This window comes from Sphingomonas sp. BK345 (assembly GCF_014193845.1).
Lineage (GTDB): Bacteria > Pseudomonadota > Alphaproteobacteria > Sphingomonadales > Sphingomonadaceae > Sphingomonas.
This window is the reverse complement of sequence record NZ_JACHZX010000001.1, coordinates 557,805-580,592: the sequence shown is the minus strand read 5'-3', so window position 1 is coordinate 580,592 and position 22,788 is coordinate 557,805. Positions and strand designations below refer to the sequence as shown.

Annotated in this window: 17 protein-coding genes; 7 read left to right on the top strand and 10 right to left on the bottom strand. The window is 69.3% G+C overall.

Translation table 11 applies throughout. From position 1 onward, the window contains the following. Positions 1–37: 37 nt before the first annotated feature. The 8 genes from FHY03_RS02575 to FHY03_RS02540 form a co-directional block, all read right to left on the bottom strand. Positions 38–964 (bottom strand): rhodanese-related sulfurtransferase, encoded by a 927-nt coding sequence (locus tag FHY03_RS02575; RefSeq protein WP_183928552.1) that lies wholly within the window; start codon positions 962–964, stop codon positions 38–40. Then, entirely contained in the window at positions 961–1,764 is an 804-nt protein-coding gene (locus tag FHY03_RS02570) for a LytTR family DNA-binding domain-containing protein (protein WP_183921698.1), read from the bottom strand. Before FHY03_RS02570 ends, FHY03_RS02575 begins: the two co-directional genes overlap by 4 nt. After that, positions 1,764–2,942 (bottom strand): sensor histidine kinase, encoded by a 1,179-nt coding sequence (locus tag FHY03_RS02565; protein WP_183921697.1) that lies wholly within the window; start codon positions 2,940–2,942, stop codon positions 1,764–1,766. The genes FHY03_RS02570 and FHY03_RS02565 overlap by 1 nt, the downstream gene beginning before the upstream one ends. A 97-nt stretch (positions 2,943–3,039) precedes the next feature. Then, positions 3,040–6,336: a carboxypeptidase regulatory-like domain-containing protein gene (locus FHY03_RS02560; protein WP_183928550.1), complete on the bottom strand. Its 3,297-nt coding sequence runs from the start codon at positions 6,334–6,336 to the stop codon at positions 3,040–3,042. 189 nt (positions 6,337–6,525) lie between these two features. Then, positions 6,526–7,767, bottom strand: coding sequence for an ABC transporter permease (locus FHY03_RS02555; RefSeq protein WP_183928548.1), 1,242 nt, complete (start codon positions 7,765–7,767; stop codon positions 6,526–6,528). Beyond that, positions 7,764–8,678, bottom strand: coding sequence for an ATP-binding cassette domain-containing protein (locus FHY03_RS02550; RefSeq protein WP_183921694.1), 915 nt, complete (start codon positions 8,676–8,678; stop codon positions 7,764–7,766). The genes FHY03_RS02555 and FHY03_RS02550 overlap by 4 nt, the downstream gene beginning before the upstream one ends. Before the next feature lie 281 nt (positions 8,679–8,959). Beyond that, a complete protein-coding gene (locus FHY03_RS02545) occupies positions 8,960–9,340 on the bottom strand; it encodes a hypothetical protein (RefSeq protein WP_183928546.1) in 381 nt (126 codons plus the stop codon). Next, positions 9,337–10,005 (bottom strand): EI24 domain-containing protein, encoded by a 669-nt coding sequence (locus tag FHY03_RS02540; RefSeq protein ID WP_183928544.1) that lies wholly within the window; start codon positions 10,003–10,005, stop codon positions 9,337–9,339. The genes FHY03_RS02545 and FHY03_RS02540 overlap by 4 nt, the downstream gene beginning before the upstream one ends. Positions 10,006–10,094: 89 nt before the next feature. Here FHY03_RS02540 and FHY03_RS02535 point away from each other — a divergent pair, with 89 nt between their 5' ends. The 3 genes from FHY03_RS02535 to ruvA all read left to right on the top strand — a co-directional run bounded on the left by FHY03_RS02535 (position 10,095) and on the right by ruvA (position 14,737). Next, positions 10,095–11,087, top strand: coding sequence for an adenosine kinase (locus FHY03_RS02535; protein ID WP_183921691.1), 993 nt, complete (start codon positions 10,095–10,097; stop codon positions 11,085–11,087). A gap of 340 nt (positions 11,088–11,427) precedes the next feature. Then, positions 11,428–13,911, top strand: coding sequence for a TonB-dependent receptor (locus tag FHY03_RS02530; protein ID WP_183928542.1), 2,484 nt, complete (start codon positions 11,428–11,430; stop codon positions 13,909–13,911). Positions 13,912–14,140: 229 nt separating this feature from the next. Then, complete coding sequence (ruvA, locus tag FHY03_RS02525) at positions 14,141–14,737, top strand: Holliday junction branch migration protein RuvA (RefSeq protein WP_183921689.1); 597 nt, start codon at positions 14,141–14,143, stop codon at positions 14,735–14,737. Between the two features lie 194 nt (positions 14,738–14,931). Here the strand turns inward: ruvA and FHY03_RS02520 are convergent, their stop codons facing one another. Further along, positions 14,932–16,329 carry a DEAD/DEAH box helicase gene (locus FHY03_RS02520; RefSeq protein ID WP_183928540.1) on the bottom strand — a complete coding sequence of 466 codons (1,398 nt, stop codon included), beginning with the start codon at positions 16,327–16,329 and terminating at the stop codon, positions 14,932–14,934. A 262-nt stretch (positions 16,330–16,591) separates the two neighbouring features. Here FHY03_RS02520 and FHY03_RS02515 point away from each other — a divergent pair, with 262 nt between their 5' ends. Beyond that, positions 16,592–18,703, top strand: a complete 2,112-nt coding sequence (locus tag FHY03_RS02515) for an ATP-binding protein (RefSeq protein ID WP_183928538.1) — start codon at positions 16,592–16,594, stop codon at positions 18,701–18,703. A 210-nt stretch (positions 18,704–18,913) separates the two neighbouring features. Next, positions 18,914–19,552 carry a DUF4879 domain-containing protein gene (locus FHY03_RS21390; protein ID WP_409314148.1) on the top strand — a complete coding sequence of 213 codons (639 nt, stop codon included), beginning with the start codon at positions 18,914–18,916 and terminating at the stop codon, positions 19,550–19,552. On the opposite strand, the gene FHY03_RS02505 is transcribed toward FHY03_RS21390, so the two are convergent. Continuing rightward, positions 19,452–19,883, bottom strand: coding sequence for a hypothetical protein (locus FHY03_RS02505; RefSeq protein WP_183929280.1), 432 nt, complete (start codon positions 19,881–19,883; stop codon positions 19,452–19,454). The genes FHY03_RS21390 and FHY03_RS02505 overlap by 101 nt on opposite strands. Before the next feature lie 182 nt (positions 19,884–20,065). Here FHY03_RS02505 and FHY03_RS02500 point away from each other — a divergent pair, with 182 nt between their 5' ends. Both FHY03_RS02500 and FHY03_RS02495 read left to right on the top strand, forming a co-directional pair. Further along, entirely contained in the window at positions 20,066–21,067 is a 1,002-nt protein-coding gene (locus FHY03_RS02500; RefSeq protein WP_183928534.1) for a fumarylacetoacetate hydrolase family protein, read from the top strand. A 146-nt stretch (positions 21,068–21,213) separates the two neighbouring features. Beyond that, on the top strand, positions 21,214–22,785 hold the full coding sequence (locus FHY03_RS02495; protein WP_311721289.1) for a trehalase family glycosidase: 1,572 nt from the start codon (positions 21,214–21,216) through the stop codon (positions 22,783–22,785). The last annotated feature ends 3 nt before the right edge of the window (positions 22,786–22,788 follow it).

Sequence of the window (22,788 nt, the reverse complement as noted above, 5' to 3'; positions counted from 1 at the left end):
GAGTAACCCCGGGTTCCTGCATGAGCAGGAACACCGCTTACCCCTCGAACTGACGTCCGACATGCGCCTCGCCGCGCGCCTCGGCGAGCCGCTGCTGGCGGTGGCGCTCGGCGTAGCCGGCGCGCTGCGCGTCGCCGCGCGAGTCGTGGCAGGCGGGACAGCTCACCCCCTCGACATACAGCGGCGAGGCGCGGTCGCCCGGGCTCACCGGCATACGGCAGGCGTGGCACAGCAGGTGCGTCCCCGGCGTGAGGCCGTGACCGACCGCGACGCGCTGGTCGAACACGAAGCATTCGCCCGACCAGCGGCTCTCCGCCGCGGGCACTTCTTCGAGATAGCGCAGGATGCCGCCGTCGAGATGGTGGACCTGCTCGATGCCCTCGCGCCTGAGCAGCGCGGTCGACTTCTCGCAGCGGATGCCGCCGGTGCAGAACATCGCCACGCGCGTCTTGCCTGCCAGCAACGTGTCGCGGTTGGAACGGAACCAGGCGGGAAAGTCGGCGAAGCTCGCGGTGCCCGGGTCGACCGCGCCGGCGAAGCTGCCGACTCGCACCTCATAGGCGTTGCGCGTATCGATCACGAGCGTGGCGGGATCGTCGATCAGCGCGTTCCAATCGGCCGGCGCGACATAGTGGCCCGACTCGGTGAGCGGGTCGACCGGCTCGCCCATCGTGACGATCTCGCGCTTCACCTTTACCTTGAGCCGGTGGAATGGCGGGGCGTCCGCCCAGCTGTGCTTGAGCGACAGCGCGCCACCCGGCAGCGCGCGGATCGGCGCGAGCAGCCGGTCGAGCGCCGCGGGCGTGCCCGCGACGGTGCCGTTCACCCCCTCGCTCGCGAGCAGCAGCGTGCCGCGCACGCCGCCCGCGCGCGCGATCTCCAGCAGCGGGCCACGCAGCGCGTGCGGGTCGTCGAGCCGCGCGAAACGGTAGAGCGCGTCGACGCGGACGGGCGCGTCGCTCAATGGACGAAGCGCGCCACCACGTCGCGGTAGCTGCGGCTCACCTTCACGCTCGCGCCCGAGTCGAGCACCAGGAAACACTCGCCGTTGGTGTGCGGCTTGACCTGCTTGACGAGGTCGAGGTTGACGATCGTCGAGCGGTGGATGCGCTGGAACCGGCGCGGGTCGAGCCTTTTCTCGAGATCCTTCATCGTCTCGCGCAGGATCAGCGTGTTGTCGCCGGTGTAGATGCACATGTAATCGCCCGCGGCGTCGATCCGTTCGATCGTGTCGACGTCGACGCGGAAGATCTGGCCGCGATCCTTGATGTTGATCATCTTCTCGAAACGGCTGGCGTTGACCGCGTCGCCGCCGCCGTCGCCCATCTCAGCGGCCGCCTGCGGCGCATGCTCGGCGAGCACCTCCTTTAGCTTCTCCGCCTCGCCGACGCTCTGCCGCTCGGACAGGCGCTGGCGCACGCGGTCGAGCGTGTCGGCCAGCCGCGCCTCCTCCACCGGCTTCATCAGATAATCGGTCGCCTGCGCCTCGAAGGCGCGGATCGCGTGGTCCGAATAGGCCGTGACGAACACGAAGAGCGGCGGCTCGACGTCCATCAGTCCCTGCACCACCGAGAAACCGTCGAACCCCGGCATCTGAATGTCGAGGAAGACGAGGTCGGGCTTGTGGGTCTTGATCGCGCTGATCGCCTCGCGCCCGTTCTGGCACTTGGCGATGATCTCGACGTCGTCGTGCGCCGCGAGGCGGAGCTCGAGCCCCTGGATCGCGAGCGGCTCGTCGTCGACGAGGATGGTACGAATGGTCATCACACCTCTCTATTCGGTACGTCGCGCTGGTACGGGATCTCGATCTCGACCCCGAACCCGCCCGTCGGCATGGCCCGCACATCGAAGCGGTGGTCAGGCCCGTAAGCCTGTGCCAGCCGTTCCCTGATATTGGCGATGCCGACGCCGGTGGAAAGGCTTGGCCGCGATTTGGTCGGCATCAAGCCCGGACCGGTGTCGGATACGCCGAGCAGCACCCTGTCGCCGACGAGCCGCGCGGTGACGCAGATCTCGGCGCCATCCTCCTGCGGCGTGACGGCATATTTGATCGCATTCTCGACCAGCGGCTGGAGCAGCAGCGACGGCAGTCGCGCCTTCTCGACCGCCGCGTCGACCTCGAACTTGGGGCGCAGCCGCTCCTCGAAGCGCATCTTCTCGATCTCGAGGTACAGCTTCAACGTCTCCACCTCCTGCGCGACGGTGACGTGCGCGGTCGGCTCGTTGGCGAGCGTGTAGCGCAGGAACGAGGCGAGCCGCGACAGCATCGCGTTGGCGCGCTCGGTCTGCTTGAGCAGCACCAGTGTCGAGATCGAGTTGAGCGTGTTGAACAGGAAATGCGGGTTGAGCTGGTAGCGCAGCATCGCCAGCTGCGCGCTCGAGGCCTGGTTCTCGAGATGCTCCATCTGATCGATCTGGTCCTCGACGATCAGGTAGAAGTTGATGCCGAAATACAGCGCCGACCAGCCCGCCAGCACGGTGAAGTTGAGGAACAGCGTGGCGAGCAGCACCGACAGGTCGATGCCCGGCGCGGCGAGCTTGATCAGGCTGAACGAGAAAGCGTCGAGCGTGGCGTAGAGGAAGGTCGCGGCCGACAGCGTGAAGATCGACAGCATGATGCCCGTCACGCGCGGCAGCCGGCGGTAGAAGCCGTACAGCGTCGAGAGCAGCAGCGTGATGCAGTAGCCCACGATCGACTCGATGATCACCGGCACGATCGACTTGAGCGTGAAGCTGACCGACAGCGACGAGACCGAGCGCAGCAGCATGTAGCCGGTCCAGCCCGCCGCCTGGAGCTTCCAGAAGGCGGCAGCCTTGTCCTCGAAGAAGGGGCGCACGAACAGCTGGCGCGCGGGCAGCTGGCGCACCGGCGCGGCTGCGCTGGTCGGGGGCGGGGCGGAAGCGGTAGGCGCGGGGGGCGCATGGGTCGCGGAGGTCGCCATCGCGTCCCCCTCTACACCGGCGAACCGCTTGGCGCAAAAGGAAGGCCGCCGCCCCGGACTGGGACGGCGGCCTGGTCGGGTCAAACGGGCGGCGAGCTTAGAAGGTGAAGCGGGCGCCGACGCGGATCGTGTAGAGCGACTGCGACGCGTAGATCGTGTCGCTCGGCGTCGCGTTGGGCAGTGCGTAGCGATACTGGGCGCAGGTGTTGCTGCCCACCGTCACGCAGCTCACCCGCGCCGCCACCGCGGTATAGGGGAACTGATACTCGCGGATCTGCCCCCAGTTCTTGTTGAGCAGGTTGGTGAAGTTCTCGATATCCGCGAACACCTCGAAGCGCGAGTTGCCCACGAAGGTCGGGACCTCCTGGCCGACGTGCAGGTCGATCCGGGTGAACCACTTGGAGTTGAACGCGTTACGCGGTGCGATCTTGCCGCGGTACTTGGCCAGCCCCGAGTCCTCGAAGAACTGGTTGAGCGTCGCCGCCGTGGTCGGGTTGTCATAAGTGACGAGGGGATCGTCGATCCCGGTCGGCACGTACATCAGGTAGCGCGAGTTCGAACCGGTGGTGCCGAAGATCGCGCTGCGCCCGCTCGACGTGTCCTGCATCGTGTAGCTGTACGGGCGACCGATGCGGGTCTCGCCGAACAGCGACAGGCGCGTCTTGTAGTCGCCGACGAAGGCGTGATCGAACGTCACGTCATATTTGAAGTTGTGCCGGACCTCGTCGTTCGACGTGCCATAGGCCGCGCCATTGGCGTCGAGGAAGGCGCCGTTGGCATAGTTCGAGCCGGCGGTCGACGAAGTCGCCGGGGTGCGATCCTTGATGTTCTGGTAAGTGTAGCTCGCACCCAGGTAGAGACCGAAGTCGAACTGCTTGTTGATCCGCGCGACGCCGACGTAGCTGCGGCCGCGCCCGGTGTTGGTCAGCAGGATGTCGTTGAACGTGTCCGTCGGCGTGGTCAGCGAGGTGTAGCGGACGCGACCGTCGGGGGTGCGCGCCGCGGTCGGGACCGAGCGGATGTCGGTCCAGAACACCTGGTCGCGCACGTCCGACCAGAAGAAGTCGCCGCCGAAGGTCCAGCCGCCGCCGAGGAACTGCGGCGTGTAGTCGAGCGACAGCGTGCCGCGCCACTGCGACGGCAGGCGGAAGTTCGGCGCCACCGCGTTGGTCGCCGCCGCCGAGACGCCGCCGGCCAGATAGGTGTTCGCCGCGGTCGGGATCGTCCCGCCGTTGACGTTGCTCAGGATCGCCTGGCCGACCGCCTGCGACGGCAGGCCGGTACCCTCGTACGTGCCGTTGTTGATCTGGCGCACGTCGATCACGTTGGACGCGATACCCGTGTTGGAGAAGCTGTTCGACGTGTAGACGTCGGGCGCGCCCCCGCCGAAGATGCCGATGCCGCCGCGCAGGCTGATCTCACGCACCGGCTTCCAGTCGAACCCGAAGCGCGGCTGGAACAGCCCGCGGCCGGACAGGAACGCCTGGTTGGTGAAGCCGTAGCGCTGGGTGAAGGTGGCGTTCAGCGGCGGGCGGCTGTGGCTGCCGTACAGGTCGTAGCGCATGCCGTAGGCGAAGTTCAGCGTCGGGGTGATGCTCCAGACGTCCTGCACGCCGAAGGCATATTGCCAATAGTTGAACTGCGCCGCGGCGTTGTTCGGATCGAGCGACGGCACCGCGTTGGTGTAGCCGAAGCGCTGCGCGTTGCCCGCCTGGAAGTCGGCCAGCGAGTCGAAATAATAGGAGCCGGTGGTGCCGGCGCGCGGGCTAGACGAGCTGAGGAAAGCGTTGAACACGTCGACGTGCTGGATGTCGGTGAAGATCCGCAGGTCATGGCCCTCGCGGGTCACGCGGGCCTGGAGCGTACCGCCCCAAGTCTCGGTGCTAAGCGCGTTGAACTGGCGCGACACGTCCGGACCGAACGAGACCGTGGCATAGCCCGGCGCGCAGTTGAGCGAGGCGCCGGCGCCCGCGGCGCCGGGGTTGGCGCGGTCCGACGTCGGTGCGGTGCAGACGCGCATCTCGGCGAAGCCGCGGCCCTGCAGCGGGTCCTGGATGCGCGTGTACTTCTTGTAGAAGCCGCGCGCCTCCGTGGAGAAGCTGTCCGACCAGTCCGAGTTCAGCTGGATCACGCCGGTGTGCAGCTTGTTGCCCTGAAGATAGGCGTTGGACGCGAGTCCGAGGCTGGGCGAGCTGGGATTGGCGCTGGTGTTGTTGGTGAGGACGATCGAGTCCTCGGCGTAGCTGTAGGTCAGCGCCAGTCGCTGCGTGTCCGACAGATTGGCGTCGATCCGCGCGACGAGGCGGTCGTCCTTGTCCTGGTTGCTGCTGACGACGCCGCCGGTGTCATAGCCGTAGCGCGACTGCGCGATCGCCGAGACGTTGTTGATGTCGGCGAGTGACAGGTTGGGGATGGTGGTGCCGGCGTTGGCGTCGCTGGGACCCTCGGCGATCGGGCGCGGCGCGCGCAGGCGCTCGCCCGCGACCATGAAGAACAACCGGTCCTTGATGATCGGGCCGGAGAGCTCGGCGCCGTAATTCTCATACTTGTAGTTGGGCAGGATCACCTCGCCGGTGGGCACGCCCGGGCCCGCCTTGGTCTTGGTGCCGCTCAGCTCGTCCGCCGAATAGGAGTAGAAGCCGGTGCCGTGGAACTCGTTGGTGCCGGACTTGAGGATGACGTTGACGACGCCGCCCTGGAAGTTGCCCTCGCGCACGTCATACGGGGCGACCTTGGTCTGGAACTGGCCGATCGCGTCGAGCGGGATCGGCGAGCGGCGGCTCGGCAGACCGTCCGGGTTGAGCCCGAAATTGTCGGTGATCGGCACGCCGTCGACGGTGAAGCGGTTGAAGCGCGCGTTCTGGCCGGCGAAGCTGACCGCACGGCCGCCGCTGGGCGTGTCGTCGAGGCGGGCGAGCGGGTCGCGGCGCATCAGGTCGCGGATGTCGCGGTTGACCGAGGCGATGGTGCCGATCTTCTCCGCGTTGAGGACGGTCGCCGGGCCCTGGCTGACGGTGCGCGCGCTCGGGATCGAGGCCGCGGTGACGACGATGTCGGTGCCCTCGGCGGTCAGCTCGATCGGCAGGTCGAAGGTCTGCGCGACGATCGTGGTCACGTCGGTGACGGTGGTGTCGGCATAGCCGGTGGCACGGACCGTGATCGAATAGGGGCCGCCCGGGCGCAGGCCGGTGGCGTTGAAGCCGCCCTTCGAGTCGGTGGTGGTGGTCGAGCGCGTGCCCGAGGGGACGTTGACGACCTCGACCGTCGCGCCGGCCACCGGGGCGCCGTCGCCCGTCACGGTGCCGCGGATCGTCGAGGTGGTTTCCTGCGCCATGGCAGCGGCGGGCGCGACGAGTGCGACCAGCGCCGCGCCTACGAGAAGGTTGTTTCGCATCGGATGATGTCCCCTATGGCGCATGGCCTGGTGCGCGACGGAATTCGTCGTCGTTGGGCGCGCCGATGACCTCCGATTATGTCTCTTACATGACAGCGGAAAGTGCTTTCGTCCTGCGCTGCAACACTGTCGCCGAGCGTTGCATAAATGCGACAGCGAAGATGCCGTATACGGTGTCGATCCACCCACTCAGCGGCGGTTGAACAGCCGCTTCCACGCCGGCGTCGGGCTGCCCGACTGGAGCACGCCGCGACGGAACAGCCGCGCGCCCACGGTGATGAAGATCGCTACCCACAAGGCCTGCCACGCCAGTGCGGCGGCATGCGGCCACAGTGCCGAGTCGCTCGCCGCGCGGCCGGCCATCGCGAACGGCGAGGACAGCGGGAACAGCTCGGCGAGCATCGCCACCCAGCTGCCCGGATGCGAGATCGCCGCCGAGGAGAGCGCGAACATCGCCACCTGGATGATCGTGATCGGCAGCGACAGCATCTGGATCTCGCGCATCGTCGCCGCCTGCGCGCCGACGCCGAGGAAGACCGAGCCGAGCAGCAGATAGGCCATGGTGAAATAGCCGCCGAACAGCAGCGCGAACCAGCCGCCGCCCACCGCGGGCGCGAGCGTGCGCAGCGAATCGCCGATGTCGCCGGGCAGCAGCGCGCCGAGCTGGCTGATCACCACGCCCCAGAAGGTGACGAACAGTACCGCCACGCCGAACATGCCGACCAGCTTGCCCAGGAACACGCTCTCCAGCGGCACCGCGGCGGCGAGCACCTCGATCACCTTGTTGTTGCGCTCCTCGGCCATCGTGCCGGCGACCTGGCCGGACAGGAACAGCGTGAGGAAGAAGATCCCGAATACCGCGAAGAAGCCCGTCGCCTTGCGCACGCCCTGCGACGGCGCGCTGGTCTGCACCGCGGTGAGCGTCGCCGCCGCGGGCGCGGTGCCGGCGCGCTCGGCCAGCGCGGCATCGCGCGCGAGGCCGGCGAGGTAGCGCGCGCCGCCGCGGCTGCCCGCGGCGTAGAGCACCGCCGGGCGATCGAGCGGGCCGTAGAGCACCGCGGCGACGTCGACCGTATCGTGGCCGTGCGCGCCCGCGGCGAGCGCCGCGGCGGCCTGACGCGCCGGATCGGGGGCGGGAGCGCGCGCCTCGACCTGCGGCTGGCGCGAGTCGCCGGCGAGCAGCGGTCGCCAGCGCGCGTCGGCGTCGAGCACGCGCCGCGCCGTCGCGGCGGGCAGCAGCACCACCAGTCGGGTGCGCGCGGCCGAACTGTCCGACGCGCTCGCCGCGCCCATGCCGCCGACCGCGCCGAACGACGCCATGATCAGCGGCGCGAACAGGAACAGCAGGAAGATCGGGGTGAAGACGGTGGCGACGAAGTCGCGGCGCGCGATCGTCAGCGTCTGGCGGAGATGGCGGCGAAGCTGGGTCACGCGCGCGCCTCCTGCTCGCCGACGACTCGCACGAAGGCCTCGTGCAGCCCCGGTCGCTCGATCGACAGGCCGGCGATGCCGTGACCGGCCGCGATCAGCCGGGTGAGCACCGCCTCGATCCCGTCGGGCGGGAGCTGGAAGCGCCAGCCCTCGCCGTCGCTACGCGCGTCGGCTGGGAGCAGCGCGGCGATCGCCGGGTCGGCGCGGTGCGGCACGTAATGGACGTGCTGCGGCAGCAGCGCGCGCGCCTCGTCGACGGTGCCCTCGAAGCGGCGCTGCCCGCGCGCGATGATCGCGAGCCGGTCGCACAGCCGCTGCGCGTGCTGCATGACGTGGGTGGAGAAGAGGATGGTGGCGCCGCGCGCCTGCTCGGCACGGATCAGCGCCTCCAGCCGCTCCTGGTTGACCGGGTCGAGCCCGGAGAACGGCTCGTCGAGCACGAGCAGGTCTGGGCGGTGGACGACCGCGCCGAGCAGCTGGACCAGCTGCGCCATGCCCTTGGAGAGCTTGCGGATCTTGCCGTCGATCGCGTGGCCCAGCCCGGCCGCCTCGAGCAGCTCGGCGGCGCGCGCGCGGCCGGTGCGCCACTCCAGCCCGCGCAGCGCGCCCATGAAGGCGATCGCCTCGCGCGCGGTCATCGAGGGGTACAGCCCGCGCTCCTCGGGCAGATAGCCGACGCGGTCGCCGACGTCGCGCGGGGCGTCGCTGCCGAGCAGGCGGCGCTTGCCCGAGTCGGGCTCGATGATGCCGAGCAGCATGCGCAACGTCGTGGTCTTGCCCGCACCGTTGGGGCCGAGCACGCCGTAGATCGCGCCTTCAGGTACCACGAGATCGACGCCGTCCACCACGCGCCGCTCGCCGTAGCGTTTCACCAGCGCCTCGGCGCTGACCGCGATCCCGTTATCCGCCACCCGACGCCCCCTTGTCGCGGCCGAGCCTAGGCGAGCGCGCGCGCCAGGGCCAGCGCGGAAGGGAGGGGTTGCTCCCGCGCAGATCCTCCCCGCTCGGCGGGGAGGGGGACCGCCGGCAAAGCCGGTGGTGGAGGGGGTTCTCCCCACAGTGCAGCGCTTGTGGAAGCCCCCCCTCCACCATGCTTCGCATGGTCCCCCTCCCCGTGCCGGGGAGGATCTGCGCGAGCGACGACGGCGGGTAGGGCGTCTCTATCGCCTGCCTCGCTGACGCTTGACCGCCGCTACTTCCCTCCCTCCCGCCGCGCCAGCGCCGCGACGCAGCTGGCCCGATCGATCGAGCGGCCGTCGCGCTGGCGCGAGTCGACCCAGGTCACCTTGGCCTCGCCGCTGCCCGTGCTGGGCGGATAGAGATAAGCGTCGAGGATGCAGATCGCGCTGGAGAATTGCAGCTTGCGCGCGGTGCCCTCGCGCACGTCGGCGTCGGGCGGGCCGAAGCTGCGCACCAGCGCGGCGGCGTCCTGCCCGATCACGCTCTCCAGACCGAGGCTCGGCAGCGCCGCCGCGACCGGCTGCGGCCGCGGCGCGGTGGTGGGCGCGGTGGCGGTACAGCCCGCGATCGCGAGCGCGGGGAGCAGCGCGGCGACACGGCGGGACGGGATCATCGACGGGCTCCGTGGTACAAATGCGTCGCCATCGCCGCGCCGAGCACGGGGGCGAGGACGTTGAGCAGCGGAACCACGAACAGCGCGGTGCCGGCAAGCCCCAGCACGAAGCGGCGCCCGCCGGTCGCCGCGCGCCAGTCTCGCATCGCCGCGCGCGGCAGGTGGCGCGCCGCCACCATGTCGCCGAGGTCGCGCCCGAGCAGCCACGCGTTGACCAGGAAGAACAGCGCCGCGGTGCCGACCCCGGTGACGAGCAGCGCGAGATAGACCGGCAGCAGCAGCAGGTTGACCAGCACGAAGCGCGTCGCCGAGCCGAGCCCCATCGCCAGCCCGCGCGCCAGCGGCACCTCGCGCGCGCTCGCCGCCGCCGCGGGATAGTGGCGCCGCTCGACCGCCGCGACGATGTTGTCGGCGAACAGTCCGACTACCAGGATCGCGATCGCGCGGAACAGCAGCCAGAAGGCCAGCGCGGTCGCCATCACCGCGGCCAGCCCCGCCATCGCGCCGTGATAGGCCCAGCCGGCCAGCGCGGCGTCGACCAGCCACCACAGGCCGAGCGCCAGCGCCGCGAACAGCGCGAGCGTCACCGCCAGCGACTGCGCCAACACGCGCAGCACCGGCGGGTCGCCGAGCTGACCGATCGAGAGCAGCAGCGCGCGCAGCATCGTGGCGCAGCGATGCGCCCTGCGCCGCGGTTGCGCAAGCCGCGGGCGCCGGATAGGCGGGCGCTTTCCCGGACAGCAGGACCATTCCCTTGACCGAACCCCGTTACGACGTCGTCGCGATCGGCAACGCCATCGTCGACATCCTCTCGCCCGCGAGCGACGCCTTCGTCGCCGAGAACGGCATGACCAAGGGGGCGATGGCGCTGGTCTTCTCGCCCGAGGAAGCCGACACGCTCTACGCCAAGATGGGGCCGGGGCAGGAGGTTTCGGGCGGGTCGGCGGCGAACACGATCGCGGGCATGGCGGCACTGGGCGCGTCCTGCGCCTTCATCGGCCAGGTCGCCGACGACCAGCTCGGCGACGTCTTCGCGCACGACATCCGCGCCGCGGGTATCCGCTTCGACACGCCCGCGCGCGCCGGCGCGCCGACCACCGGCCGCTGCCTGATCTTCGTCACGCCCGACGGGCAGCGCACGATGAACACCTTCCTCGGCGCCTCGCACTATCTGCCCGAGGCGGCGCTGGACCGCGCGCTGATCGCGGACGCGCGCTACCTCTATCTCGAGGGCTATCTGTGGGATCCGGAGGAGCCGCGCGCGGCGATGCGCGCCGCGATCGACGTCGCGCGCGCGGCGGGGCGCAAGGTGGCCTTCACGCTCTCCGCCGAGTTCGTCATCGACCGCCACCGCGCCGCCTTCCACGCACTGATCGACGCCGGGTTGATCGACCTGCTGTTCGCCAACGAGGCGGAGATCATGTCGCTGACCGAGACGGGCGACGTTGAGGCGGCGATCGCGGCGGTGAAGGACAAGGTGCCGCTGGTGGTGGTCACGCTGAGCGAGCGCGGCGCCACCGCGATCGCGGGCGACGAGCGCGTCACGGTGCCGGCGCAGCCGATCGACAAGGTGGTCGACACCACCGGCGCGGGCGACCTGTTCGCGGCGGGCTTCCTGTTCGGCCAGGCGCGCGGCAAGTCGCTGGAGGCGTCGCTGACGCTCGGTGCGATCTGCGCCGCCGAGGTGATCCAGCATTTCGGCGCGCGCCCGATCGTCGACCTGAAGGCGATCACCGCGGCGGTGTGAAGGGGGCGAGAAGCGAGGGGGCCGCGGCCTACGTCGGCCCTCCCTACCTTCTTCCGTCGTCCCGGACTTGTTCCGGGATCCACTGCTCCGCAAGGGCAACGCCTGCAGGATGAGCGGCACGGTGGATTCCGGACCGAGTCCGGTCTGACGGACGTGGGTAGCCAGCCGCTGTGGCGCGATCGAGCAAACGCGGTCGGTGAGACGCAGCGTGAGACTCATCTCTCCACCCACCTCCCACCGCATGTCATTGAACTGACCCAGTAACGTCATCGCGCCGCAAGATGACGCTCGCACAGCGCACCGCAGACGGGCGGATCAGCGCCCGCTGGGGAACGATCACATGAACCGTACGATGCTGCTCGCGGGCGCGGCCGCGCTCGCTTTCCCGGCGGTGCCCGCCGCGGCGCAGGACTCGCAGATCGTGCGCGACGGCACGGGCGCCGCGCCCGCTGCCGCCGCCGCTGCGCTCGCGGACCCGGCTTCCGGCGCGGGCGCCGACCCGGCGACGACCGATGATACCGCCGCGACCGATGTCGTCGTCACCGGCGCGGTGACCCGATCGGTCACGCAGATCGGCAACGTCGAAATCCAGAAGATTCTGCCCGGCATCAGCCCGCTCAAGGCGCTCCAGACGCTGCCCGGCGTGACCTATCTGACCGCCGACCCGTGGGGCAACAACGAGCAGAACATCTCGCTCTTCATCCACGGCTTCAACGCGCAGCAGCTCGGCTACACGCTCGACGGCGTCCCGCTCGGCGACCAGCAATACGGCAATTACAACGGGCTGAGCCCACAGCGCGCGATCATCTCGGAGAATGTCGGCCGCGTCACGTTGGCCTCGGGCGCGGGCGACCTCGGCACCGCCTCGACCAGCAACCTCGGCGGCACGATCGACACCTTCTCGAGCGACCCGCGCGCCGACTTCGGCCTCACCGCGGCGCAGACCGTCGGCAGCTACCAGGCGACGCGCTCCTATCTGCGCCTCGACAGCGGCGACATCGGGCAGAACACGCGCCTCTACGTCTCGGGCGTGCGCCAGCGCGCGCGGGCGTGGGACTTCAACGGCTATCAGAACGGCTGGCAGGGCAATGCGAAGCTGGTTCACGACGACAGCCGTGGCAAGCTGACCGCCTATTTCGCTTATTCGGACAAGACCGAGCCCAACGAGGATGCCACCGTCGTCGCGGCCAACCAGGCGTTCCAGCCCTATATCCGGCCGTTCCTCTACTCGGACCTGGCCAACACGCTAAAATATTTCAACAATCAATATGCCTATAACGGCGCGCCCAGCTATGCCGCCGCGGGCAGCAACTACAGCAACTATTACGGCGGCGCGCTGCGCACCGACTATCTCGGCTACGCCAAATACGACTGGCGCGCCTCCGACCGGGTGACCTGGTCGAACCAGGTGTACTTCCACCACAATGACGGCGTCGGCATCATCGCCGGCCCGATCACCGCCGCCGGCCTGCCGCTGCTGTTCTCTTATTATTACCCGGGCGCCGCCGGGAGCAGCCCGACCTCGCCGACCAACCTCGCGCGGCTGTCGACGATCTTCGGCAACTCCGGGCTGGCGACGCGCACCACCGAATATCGCATCGATCGCTACGGCGGCCTGTCGACGCTCAAGGTCGAGCTCGGCAACCACCAGATCGAGCTGGGCGGCTGGTACGAGCGGCAGAGCTCGTCGAGCTATCGCCGCTGGTACGCCTTCGACATCAACGACCCCAGCTCGGTCTACCGCCGCCCCAACAGCTACGCCGACCCGCTGATCACGCAGTACGGCAGCGAGGTGCGCGTCGAGGAAATCCAGACGCATATCCAGGACGCCTGGCAGGTCGTGCCGACGCTGCTGGTGCAGGCGGGCTTCAAGAGCACCTTCCAGAAGGCGCGCCAGGCGGTGCCGGTGCAGCCGATCCCGGGCTCGTTCACCGGCTCGCGCGAGCTGCCGGTCGGCCGGCTCAACACCGACGAGTGGTTCCTGCCCCAGGCGGGCGTGCTCTGGGACGTCACCGCGAGCGAGCAGGTGTTCGTCAACGCGCAGAAGAACATCCGCCAGTTCCAGACGAGCGCGGCGGCGGGCCTGTCGCCCTTCGCGCTGGGCAGCCAGACACTGTTCGAGGCGTTCAAGGACCAGACCAAGCCCGAGACGAGCTGGACCTACGAGGGCGGCGTGCGCACCCGCCGCGCGCTCGATCTCGGCCCGGTCACGGGCTTCGAGGGCCAGATCAGCTATTATCACGTCGACTTCTCGAACCGGCTGCTGGGCGTCAGCCCGACCCAGACGATCAGCGCGGTGGCGAGCGGCGCGACCATCCTCGCCAACGTCGGCAGCGTGACCACCGATGGTGTCGACGTCGCCGGCACGCTGCGCTTCGGCGACACGGTCTCGCTGTACAATGCCCTGTCGTACAACAACTCGCGCTACGACGACGATTACACCGTCGGCGCCGCGCAGACGGTGGTGCCGACCGCGGGCAAGAAGGTGCCGGGCTCGCCCGAGTGGCTCAACAAAACGGTGGCGACGCTGCGCACCGACGGCGTCGAGTTGCAGCTGATCGGCGACTATATCGGCAAGCGCTATGCCACTTATACCAACGACCTCAGCGTGAAGGGCTATTTCACGCTTTCCGGCCGGATCGGCTTCGACATGCCGCTGTCGGGCGAGGGGCTGGCGAAGAAGCTGGGGGTGAGCCTCAACGTCACCAATCTCACCGACCAGCGCGGCGCCAGCACGATCAGCATCGGCGCCGCGAGCGGGACGTACAATTTCTTCCCCGTCGCGCCGCGCCAGGTGTTCGCCACGATCACTGCTGCGTTCTGAGCGGAGGAGCAAACGTTTCTCTCGCTCCGTCATCCCGGACCCGTTCCGGGATCCACCGTGCCGCATACTTAGGAGGCGTTACTCTCGCCGACGAGTGGATCCCGGACCAGGTCCGGGACGACGGTGATAGGAGCACACGGCGTGCGATCAGACCGTTGGCGCCGACAGAGGGAGCCTCGGACCGCCATTCCCATCGACGGCCGGCCCCGCATCGCCTAACGCCGCGCGCATGATCGCGCATCTCAAGGGGCTGGTCGCGTCGACCGGGATCGACCACGCGGTGATCGAGGTCGCGGGGGTCGGCTATCTCGTCGGCGCCTCGGCGCGCACGCTCGCCGCGCTGCCGCCCGCGGGCGAGGCCTGCCTCGTCCATACCGAGCTGCTGGTCGGCGAGGATTTTCTGCGGCTGGTCGGCTTCGCCAGCGCGGCCGAGCGCGACTGGTTCCGGCTGCTCACCGGCGTGCAGGGGGTGGGGGCGCGGGTCGCGCTGGCGATCCTCTCCGCGCTCGAGCCCAACGACCTCAGCCGCGCGGTGATGGCGCAGGACAAGGCGACGGTGGCGCGCGCCAACGGAGTCGGCCCCAAGCTGGCCGAGCGGATCGTGCGCGAGCTCAAGGACAAGGTCGGCGGCGTCGCGCTTGGCCCGGCCGCGGCGGCGCAGGTGGTGCCCGCGGGGGCGAGCGTTGACGCGGTGTCGGCGCTGCTCAACCTCGGCTTCCGCCCCGCCGAGGCGAGCGCCGCGGTCGCCGCGGCGGAGGAGGAGCTGGGCGCGAGCGCCGGGCTCGACGCGCTGGTGCGGCTCGCGCTGCGCAAGGCGGCGAAGTAGCCGAGCAGGGACGCGGCGCACGTCGGTCCTCCCCTGCAAGGAGAGGTGGCAGGCCGCAGGCCTGACGGAGGGGTGACCCGGCCGGCGAGGTCGGGAGGACTCACCGCCGGCGACACCCCTCCGTCAGTGCGACGCACTGCCACCTCCCCTTGCAGGGGAGGACCGAGTCACCTCTCAGAACGTCAGTGTCGCTCTTACCGCCCCGCAGGCGCTCCCGCACCGCCGCCGGCACCGCGGCCGCGACCGCCGCGACGGCGACGATTGCCGCCGCCGTTGCCGCCGGCCGGACCGGCGCTCGCGTTGGCGTAGTTGCGGCCCTGCGGCGAGCCCGCGGTCGGGCGCGGCGCGTGCGTGGCCCGCGGACGCGCCGGCGGACGCGATCCGCACGGACGGTCCTCGCGCGGCGCGGGATCGGCGCCGATCGCCTTGACGCGCTCGCTCTTGAGCTGCTCGGCGCGGCGCAGGAAGTCCTCGGGCAGCTCATGCTGCGTCACCTTCTGGCGAGTCAGCTTCTCGATGTCCTTGAGGTAGGGTCGCTCGTCGTCCGCGCAGAAGGCGATCGCCTCGCCGCTGCGTCCGGCGCGCGCGGTGCGGCCGATGCGGTGGACATATTGCTCGGGCACGTTGGGCAGCTCGAAGTTGAACACATGGCTCACCCCCGAGACGTCGATGCCGCGCGCGGCGATGTCGGTGGCAACCAGGATCGGCACCTCGCCCGCCTTAAACGCCGCCAGCGCGCGCTCGCGCTGCGGCTGCGACTTGTTGCCGTGGATCGCGTTGGCGGCGATGCCGTTGCCCGCGAGCAGCTTCACGACACGATCGGCGCCGTGCTTGGTGCGCGTGAACACCAGCGCCCGGTCGATCTTGGTCTCGCGCAGCAGGATGGTGAGCAGCGCCTGCTTCTCGGTCTGGTTGCAGAAGATCACCGACTGGTCGACGCGCTCCGCGGTGGTCGACTGCGGCACCACCGAGACGGTCGCCGGATCGGTGAGGAACTGGTCGGCGAGCTGGCGGATCGACGGCGGCATCGTCGCCGAGAAAAACAGCGACTGGCGCTTGCGCGGCAGCATGCGCACGATCTTCTTGAGCGCGTGGATGAAGCCGAGGTCGAGCATCTGGTCGGCCTCGTCGAGCACGAGGATCTCGAGCATCGACAGGTTGAGGAAGCCCTGCTCGATCACGTCGATCAGGCGACCCGGCGTGGCGACCAGGATATCGACGCCGCGCGCGACGTCGTTGCGGTTCTTGGCGATGCTGGTGCCGCCGAACACGGTCGCCACCGACATCTTGGAGAACTGGCCGTAGCCGCGCGCCGACTCGGCGATCTGGCTGGCCAGCTCGCGCGTCGGCGCCAGCACCAGCATGCGGCAGTGCGTCGGCAGCACGCGCTTGTTCGCCTCGGACAGGCGCTGGATCGACGGCAGCACGAAGGCCGCGGTCTTGCCGGTGCCGGTCTGCGCGATGCCGAGCAGGTCCTTGCCCTCGAGCAGCAGCGGGATGCTGTCGCGCTGGATCGGGGTGGGCTCGCTATAGCCCTTGGCCTCGAGCGCGCGGACGAGCGGCTCGGCCAGGCCGAGATGGGAGAATGACATGTGAAAATCCTGCGAAACAGGCCCACCGCGCGCCGCGAGGACGCACGGGTGGCGGGGGGAGAATGACGCCCCGCGTGACTTGGGAAGCCCTGAAACAACAACCGAGACGGAGCCTGAGCCCGCGAGGGCCCGATCACGCTGCATACGTCTCGATGCGGCGCAGATGGCGCAGGTGCAGCAAAAAGTCAAGGTCGCGGCGTTGAACCCCTGGCCCAGGATGGTGTTTGGACGGGGGTGACCTTCCCCGAGCAGCCTCTCTGACATGACCCAACCACCCGTATCGACGCCGCGCCCACGCGCGCCCGCCGAGGCGCCCAGCATCGGGCGCTGGGACTGGGATATCCGCGCCGATCGCGTCACCTCCGACGTCGGCTTCGCCGCGCTATATGGCGTCGCCCCCGAGCTGGCGCGCGACGGCGCGCCGATCGCCGACTTCTTCGGCGGCATCCATCCCGACGACCTGCCGCGCGTGCGCGAGGCGATCGACCACAGCATCGCCAGCGGCGCGCCGTTCGAGGCCGAGTATCGCCTCGTCGACGCGGAGGGGCGGACGCGCTGGGTCGCGGCGCAGGGGCGCGTCGACCGCGATGCCGCGGGCGCGGCGGTCCACTTCCCCGGCGTCAGCTTCGACATCGACCAGCGCAAGCGGGCCGAGCTGCGCCTCGCCGCGCTGGTGGAGCTGGGCGACCGGCTGCGCGAGCCCGGCGACGCCGGCGACCTCGCGCTCGCCGCCGCCAAGGTACTGGGCCGCGCGCTCGACGTCAGCCGCGCCGGCTATGGCATCGTCGACGCGGTGGCGGAGACGATCACCACCGAGCGCGCCTTCTGCGCGCCGGGGATCGATCCGCTCCCCGCGGTGCTGCACTTCCGCGACTATGGCTCGTACATCGAGGACCTGAAGCGCGGCGTCACCGTCGCGATCGAGGACGTGCGGCTCGACCCGCGCACGCGCGACACCGCCGAGGGCCTGCGCCAGCTCGCCGCCATGTCCTTCATCAACATGCCGGTGACCGAGCAGGGCGGCTTTGTCGCTTTGCTGTACCTCAACCACGCCCAGCCGCGTCGGTGGACCGACGAGGAACAGGGCTTCGTCCGCGAGGTGGCCGAGCGGACGCGCGACGCGGTCGAGCGCCGCCGCGCCGAGCGCGAGCTGGCCGATCTCACCGCGCATCTCGAGCAGGAGGTGGAGGCGCGCACCACCGAACTGATGCGCGCCGAGGAGCAGCTGCGCCAGGCGCATAAGATGGAGGCGGTGGGCCAGCTCACCGGCGGCCTCGCGCACGATTTCAACAATCTGCTGACCGGCATCTCGGGCGCGCTGGAGATGATCCAGGTGCGCGTGGCGCAGGGCCGCGTCGCCGAGCTCGATCGCTACGTCACCGCAGCGCAGGGCGCGACGCGCCGCGCCGCGGCGCTGACGCACCGGCTGCTCGCCTTCTCGCGCCGGCAGACGCTCGACCCGCGCCCGACCGACGTCAACCGGCTGGTCAGCGACATGGAGGATCTGGTCCGCCGCACCGTCGGGCCGGCGATCACGCTGGAGGTGGTCGGCGCGGCGGGGCTGTGGGACGCGCTGGTCGATCCCAACCAGCTCGAGAACGCGCTGCTCAACCTGTGCATCAACGCGCGTGACGCGATGCCCGAGGGCGGCCGTATCACGATCGAGACCGCCAACCGCTGGCTCGACGAGCGCGGGGCGCGCGAGCGCGACCTGCCGCCCGGCCAGTATCTCTCGCTCTGCGTCAGCGATACCGGCACGGGCATGACGCCCGAGGTGCAGGCGCGCGCCTTCGATCCCTTCTACACCACCAAGCCGCTGGGCGAGGGGACGGGGCTGGGCCTGTCGATGATCTACGGCTTCGCGCGCCAGTCGGGCGGGCAGGCGCGCATCTACAGCGAGGTCGGGCAGGGGACGACCGTCTGCATCTACCTGCCGCGGCACTATGGCGCGGCCGGCGGTGAGGAGGAGGCGGCGCTGCCGCTCGACCAAGCGCCGGCGGCGCAGGGCACGCCGGTGGTGCTGGTCGTCGACGACGAGCCGACGATCCGGATGCTGGTGGTCGAGGTGCTCGCCGGGCTGGGCTATGCCACGCTGGAGGCGGGCGACGGCGCGGCGGCGCTGCGGCTGCTCGGCGCGGGCGCGCGGCCCGACCTGCTGGTGACCGACGTCGGCCTGCCGGGGCAGATGAACGGCCGCCAGGTCGCCGATGCCGCGCTGGCGCTGATGCCCGCGCTGAAGGTGCTGTTCATCACCGGCTATGCCGAGAATGCGGTGATCGGCGGCGGCCAGCTCGCGCCCAACATGGGGCTGCTCACCAAGCCCTTCGCGATGGAGGCACTGGCCGGAAAGGTGCGCGCGCTGCTGGCGGGGTGATCGAATGTGAAAGTAGGGCAGTATCTTTGGTTGGCAATTCAAGCTCGGCCTGTTGGTGTCGCTGGCAAGTTTTCGGAAAGTGAAAGATCTAGGAATAAACAGCTGTGATGACGGGTCGCGCAAACTGTTTCACCTATATCGTTAATGTGACTGCTTTGAGGATTGGTCACTTAATAATGAGGTGTCTCTTTGAAGAAAAAATGTATTAGCGTGATCTGCGCTGTGGCGCTCGCGTCGAGCGCGCAGGCGGGCCAACGCGTTCAGCTTCGGCAGTGGAACCAGGATGCGACGCCACGTGAGCGGCCGCTTCGCCCACAAGAGGCCGCGCCGGACGTGTCAGAGTTAGCGATCTATGCCATGGCGTCGACGACGGCCGGGGGTGGCTGGGAGTATCCCGCCGGAAGTATGAGCACGACATACAACTACGGGGGTAAATTCTTCCGAGTCGCCGTTGTCGAGATGGGTTATGCTTCCTGGCGAAAAGCGTCGTACAAGGGGAATTATCTTCCATTCTCAGCTAATTATCAAGAGGACACGATCCGTGGCGGAACTGCTACGGCACGTGAGAGCTGCAGCGCAGGTCAAACCGTCATTGGCTACATTGAATATTGGAAGTTAGACGGGGAAACCGGAGGCGGAAAATTCTACTATGAGACATCCGGCGGCACTGGTGCTAGTGGCGTGAGTACGCAGATCTACATCAAGTTATATGATGCTGGTCGTAACATGGTTACGGCCAGCACATTCATCAAGAAGCCAGCTGATACTTGCGTAACGTGTCTAAAACGCCGGAAACGAAACCGGCATTCTTGGTTCTGCCGGATTGCTGGTAGAAGGCTAAGTTACTAGAAAAATCATTAACGAAGTCGCGTGGCGAGTTTTCCACTGTATCCCATGCTGGTGAGTTCATGAATAAGCCGCCTGCATGCCACTTCATCTGGAATAACTGGTCAATATCGATATCGCCGCGATTAAACATTTTCATGGCCTCACGAGCGAATTGCTTGGGGCGCATGTGGTGAAAGTCGAGGACGGCATCGTCTTGGCTGGCACCGTTGGTCATCCAATCGTCTTTTGCTCGTAGCACCGGGACGGAATTCGGCCGTGGTAAAAACCTAGTCGGTCGGGCATCCGTCATACTCGACATCAGTAAGGTGAGGTCGGATAGCAGCGTGCTCATCTACAATCTCCGCTGTCGCATGGGCCGGTCGGGGAGCGTGTCGAGCCGAGCGACCGGGTCTCTCATTATAGACGGTGAGTCGTCGACCACGTCGCGTCGCTCCGAGCGCGGGGACGGCTATGCCGTCTCCGGTGGCGTCGGCTCAACAATCGCGATACGCCTAACGCGGAGAGGAGCAGCGCATGAAACTCGCCAGCCTGAAAGAGGGGCGCGACGGTCGCCTCGTCGTGGTCTCGGACGACCTCGCCTGGTACGCCGACGCGGCGCACCTCTGCCCCACGCTCCAGGCCGCGCTGGACGACTGGGAGCGCGTCGCGCCCACACTCGAGCTGCTCGCCACCGATCTGCGCAACGAGGCGATTCCGCGCGCGCGCTTTCACGAGCATGACGCTGCCGCGCCGCTGCCGCGCGCCTATCAATGGGCCGACGGCTCGGCCTATGTGAACCATGTCGCGCTGGTGCGGCAGGCGCGCGGCGCCGCGCTGCCGGAGAGCTACTGGCACGATCCGTTGCTCTACCAGGGCGGCTCGGACTCCTTCCTCGGCGCGCGCGACCCGATCGCGCTCGCCGACGAGAGCTGGGACGCCGACTTCGAGGCCGAAGTCGTGGTCGTCACCGGCGACGTACCGCAGGGCACGACACGCGACGCCGCACTCGGGCTGATCCGGCTGGTGGGCCTGACCAACGACGTGTCGCTGCGCGGGCTGATCGCGGGCGAGGTGGCGAAAGGCTTCGGCTTCTTCCAGTCCAAGCCCGCCTCCTCCTTCTCGCCGGTGTTCGTCACGCCCGATTCGCTTGGCGCGTGGTGGCGGGACGGCAAGCTCCACCGCCGGCTGATGGTCGAGCGGAACGGCCAGCCGTTCGGCCGAGCCGAGGCGGGCGAGGACATGACCTTCGACTTCGGCGCGCTGATCGCACACGCGGCGCGGACGCGCCGGCTCGGCGCGGGCACGATCATCGGCTCGGGCACCGTTTCCAACCGCGACGCCAAGGGCGGTCCCGGCCGCCCGGTGAGCGAGGGGGGACTGGGTTACTCCTGCATCGCCGAGCAGCGCGCGGTCGAGACGCTGCGCGGCGGTGAGGCGACCACCCGCTTCCTGCAACGCGACGACACGGTGCGGATCTGGGCCGAGGACGATCGCCACCACACGATCTTCGGCGCCATCGAACAGGTGGTCGAGTGAGCGGTCGGGACATCGGCGCGTCCGCGGCGCGCGGTCGCCGCCCGAGCGCCGACGGTCCCGTCCCCTGCGCCGTGCTCGTGCGAAGGCAGGAGCCCTGGGCCGAACAGTGCGTCGGGTCGAGACGTGCGGATCGCTGGAGCTCCCGCGTGCGCGGCAGCACGGTAGCGGCAGCGGCGCTGATGCTCGCGCTGCTGCCCGCCGTCGCTGCGGCCCAGACGGCCGCCTCGCCCGCCGCTTCCGCCATCCCCGCCGCGACGCGCGCCTATCCCGCCTCGCCCGCCGAGCTATTCGGCGCGCTGTTCGACCAGGTGCAGCGCCGCCGGCTCTTCCCCGACGGCAAGACTTTCGCCGACGCCACGCCGAAGCGCAGCCCCGCCGCGATCATGGCCGATTACGCGCGTGCCGGCGCGCTCGACGATGGCGGGCTGCGCGCCTTCGTGCTCGCCAACTTCGACGTGCCCGAGCCGGGTCGCACCGCGCCCCCCAGCGCGGCGCGGCCGCGGCTCGCCGAGCACATCCGCGCGCTCTGGCCGCAGCTCACCCGGCCGCCGCTGAGCCCGCCGCCGGGCTCCTCCGCGCTCGCGCTGCCGCACCGTTACGTCGTGCCGGGCGGGCGCTTCCGCGAGATGTATTACTGGGACAGCTATTTCACGATGCTGGGCCTGGAGGCGGACGGCCAGCGGCCACTCACCCGCGACATGATCGAGAATTTCGTCTCGCTGGTCGAGCGCTACGGCCACGTCCCCAACGGGACGCGGACCTATTACGTCACTCGCTCGCAGCCGCCGTTCCTTTATCTCATGATGGGGCTGGTGCGCGACGTCGACCGCACCACCCAGGCGCGCTGGCTCGACGCCCTGCTCACCGAGCATCGTTTCTGGATCGAGCAGCGTTCCGCGACCATGCCCGACGGCGCGCGCCTCCAGCATTACGGCGACGGCAAGTCGACCCCGCGCGACGAGAGCTATCGCGAGGACGTCGCGACCGGCGAGGGCGATCCGCGCGTCTACAAGGACCTGCGCGCCGGCGCGGAGAGCGGCTGGGACTATAGCTCGCGCTGGTTCGGCGACGGGCGGACGCTGGCGACGATCGACACGACGAAGATCGTCCCGGCCGATCTCAACAGCCTGCTCTACGGCATGGAGCGCGCGATCGCGGCGCGCTGCCGTGCGCTGGCGCGACCCTGCGCGGCGACGTTCGAGCGCGCCGCGACGACCCGCCAGCGGGCGATCGAGCGCTGGCTGTGGAGCGAGCGCGACGGCCGCTACGGCGACTATGACCTTGCCACCGCACGGCTGCGCGCCGGCGTCACGGCGGCGACGGCCTACCCGCTGTTCACCGACGTGGCGTCGCGGACGCGCGGCGCGCGGGTCGCGCAGACGATCGAGCGCGACCTGCTCGCCGCCAACGGGCTGCGCACCACCGCCGCGGCGACCGGGCAGCAGTGGGACAAGCCGAACGGCTGGGCGCCGTTGCAATGGGTCGCGGTGGAGGGGCTGCGTCGCTACGGCGCCGAGCGCGTGGCGCGACAGATCGGCACGCGCTTCCTCGCTACGGTGGAGCGCGAGTATCGCGCCTCGGGCAAGCTGCTCGAGAAATATGACGTCGAGGAGAGCCGCGCGGGCGGCGGCGGCGAATATCCGACGCAGGACGGCTTCGGCTGGACCAACGGCGTCACCCGCGCGCTACAGCAGCGCTACGGGCAGGACGGGCAATAGGCG

What these genes read in the sequence shown, in the direction of transcription:
- FHY03_RS02570 (WP_183921698.1), bottom strand. Translation starts at nt 1,764, where the DNA reads ATGACCATTCGTACCATCCTCGTCGACGACGAGCCGCTCGCGATCCAG.
- FHY03_RS02565 (WP_183921697.1), bottom strand. Translation starts at nt 2,942, where the DNA reads ATGGCGACCTCCGCGACCCATGCGCCCCCCGCGCCTACCGCTTCCGCC.
- FHY03_RS02560 (WP_183928550.1), bottom strand. Translation starts at nt 6,336, where the DNA reads ATGCGAAACAACCTTCTCGTAGGCGCGGCGCTGGTCGCACTCGTCGCG.
- FHY03_RS02545 (WP_183928546.1), bottom strand. Translation starts at nt 9,340, where the DNA reads ATGATCCCGTCCCGCCGTGTCGCCGCGCTGCTCCCCGCGCTCGCGATC.
- FHY03_RS02540 (WP_183928544.1), bottom strand. Translation starts at nt 10,005, where the DNA reads ATGCTGCGCGCGCTGCTGCTCTCGATCGGTCAGCTCGGCGACCCGCCG.
- FHY03_RS02530 (WP_183928542.1), top strand. Translation starts at nt 11,428, where the DNA reads ATGAACCGTACGATGCTGCTCGCGGGCGCGGCCGCGCTCGCTTTCCCG.
- ruvA (WP_183921689.1), top strand. Translation starts at nt 14,141, where the DNA reads ATGATCGCGCATCTCAAGGGGCTGGTCGCGTCGACCGGGATCGACCAC.
- FHY03_RS02520 (WP_183928540.1), bottom strand. Translation starts at nt 16,329, where the DNA reads ATGTCATTCTCCCATCTCGGCCTGGCCGAGCCGCTCGTCCGCGCGCTC.
- FHY03_RS02515 (WP_183928538.1), top strand. Translation starts at nt 16,592, where the DNA reads ATGACCCAACCACCCGTATCGACGCCGCGCCCACGCGCGCCCGCCGAG.
- FHY03_RS02505 (WP_183929280.1), bottom strand. Translation starts at nt 19,883, where the DNA reads ATGAGCACGCTGCTATCCGACCTCACCTTACTGATGTCGAGTATGACG.
- FHY03_RS02500 (WP_183928534.1), top strand. Translation starts at nt 20,066, where the DNA reads ATGAAACTCGCCAGCCTGAAAGAGGGGCGCGACGGTCGCCTCGTCGTG.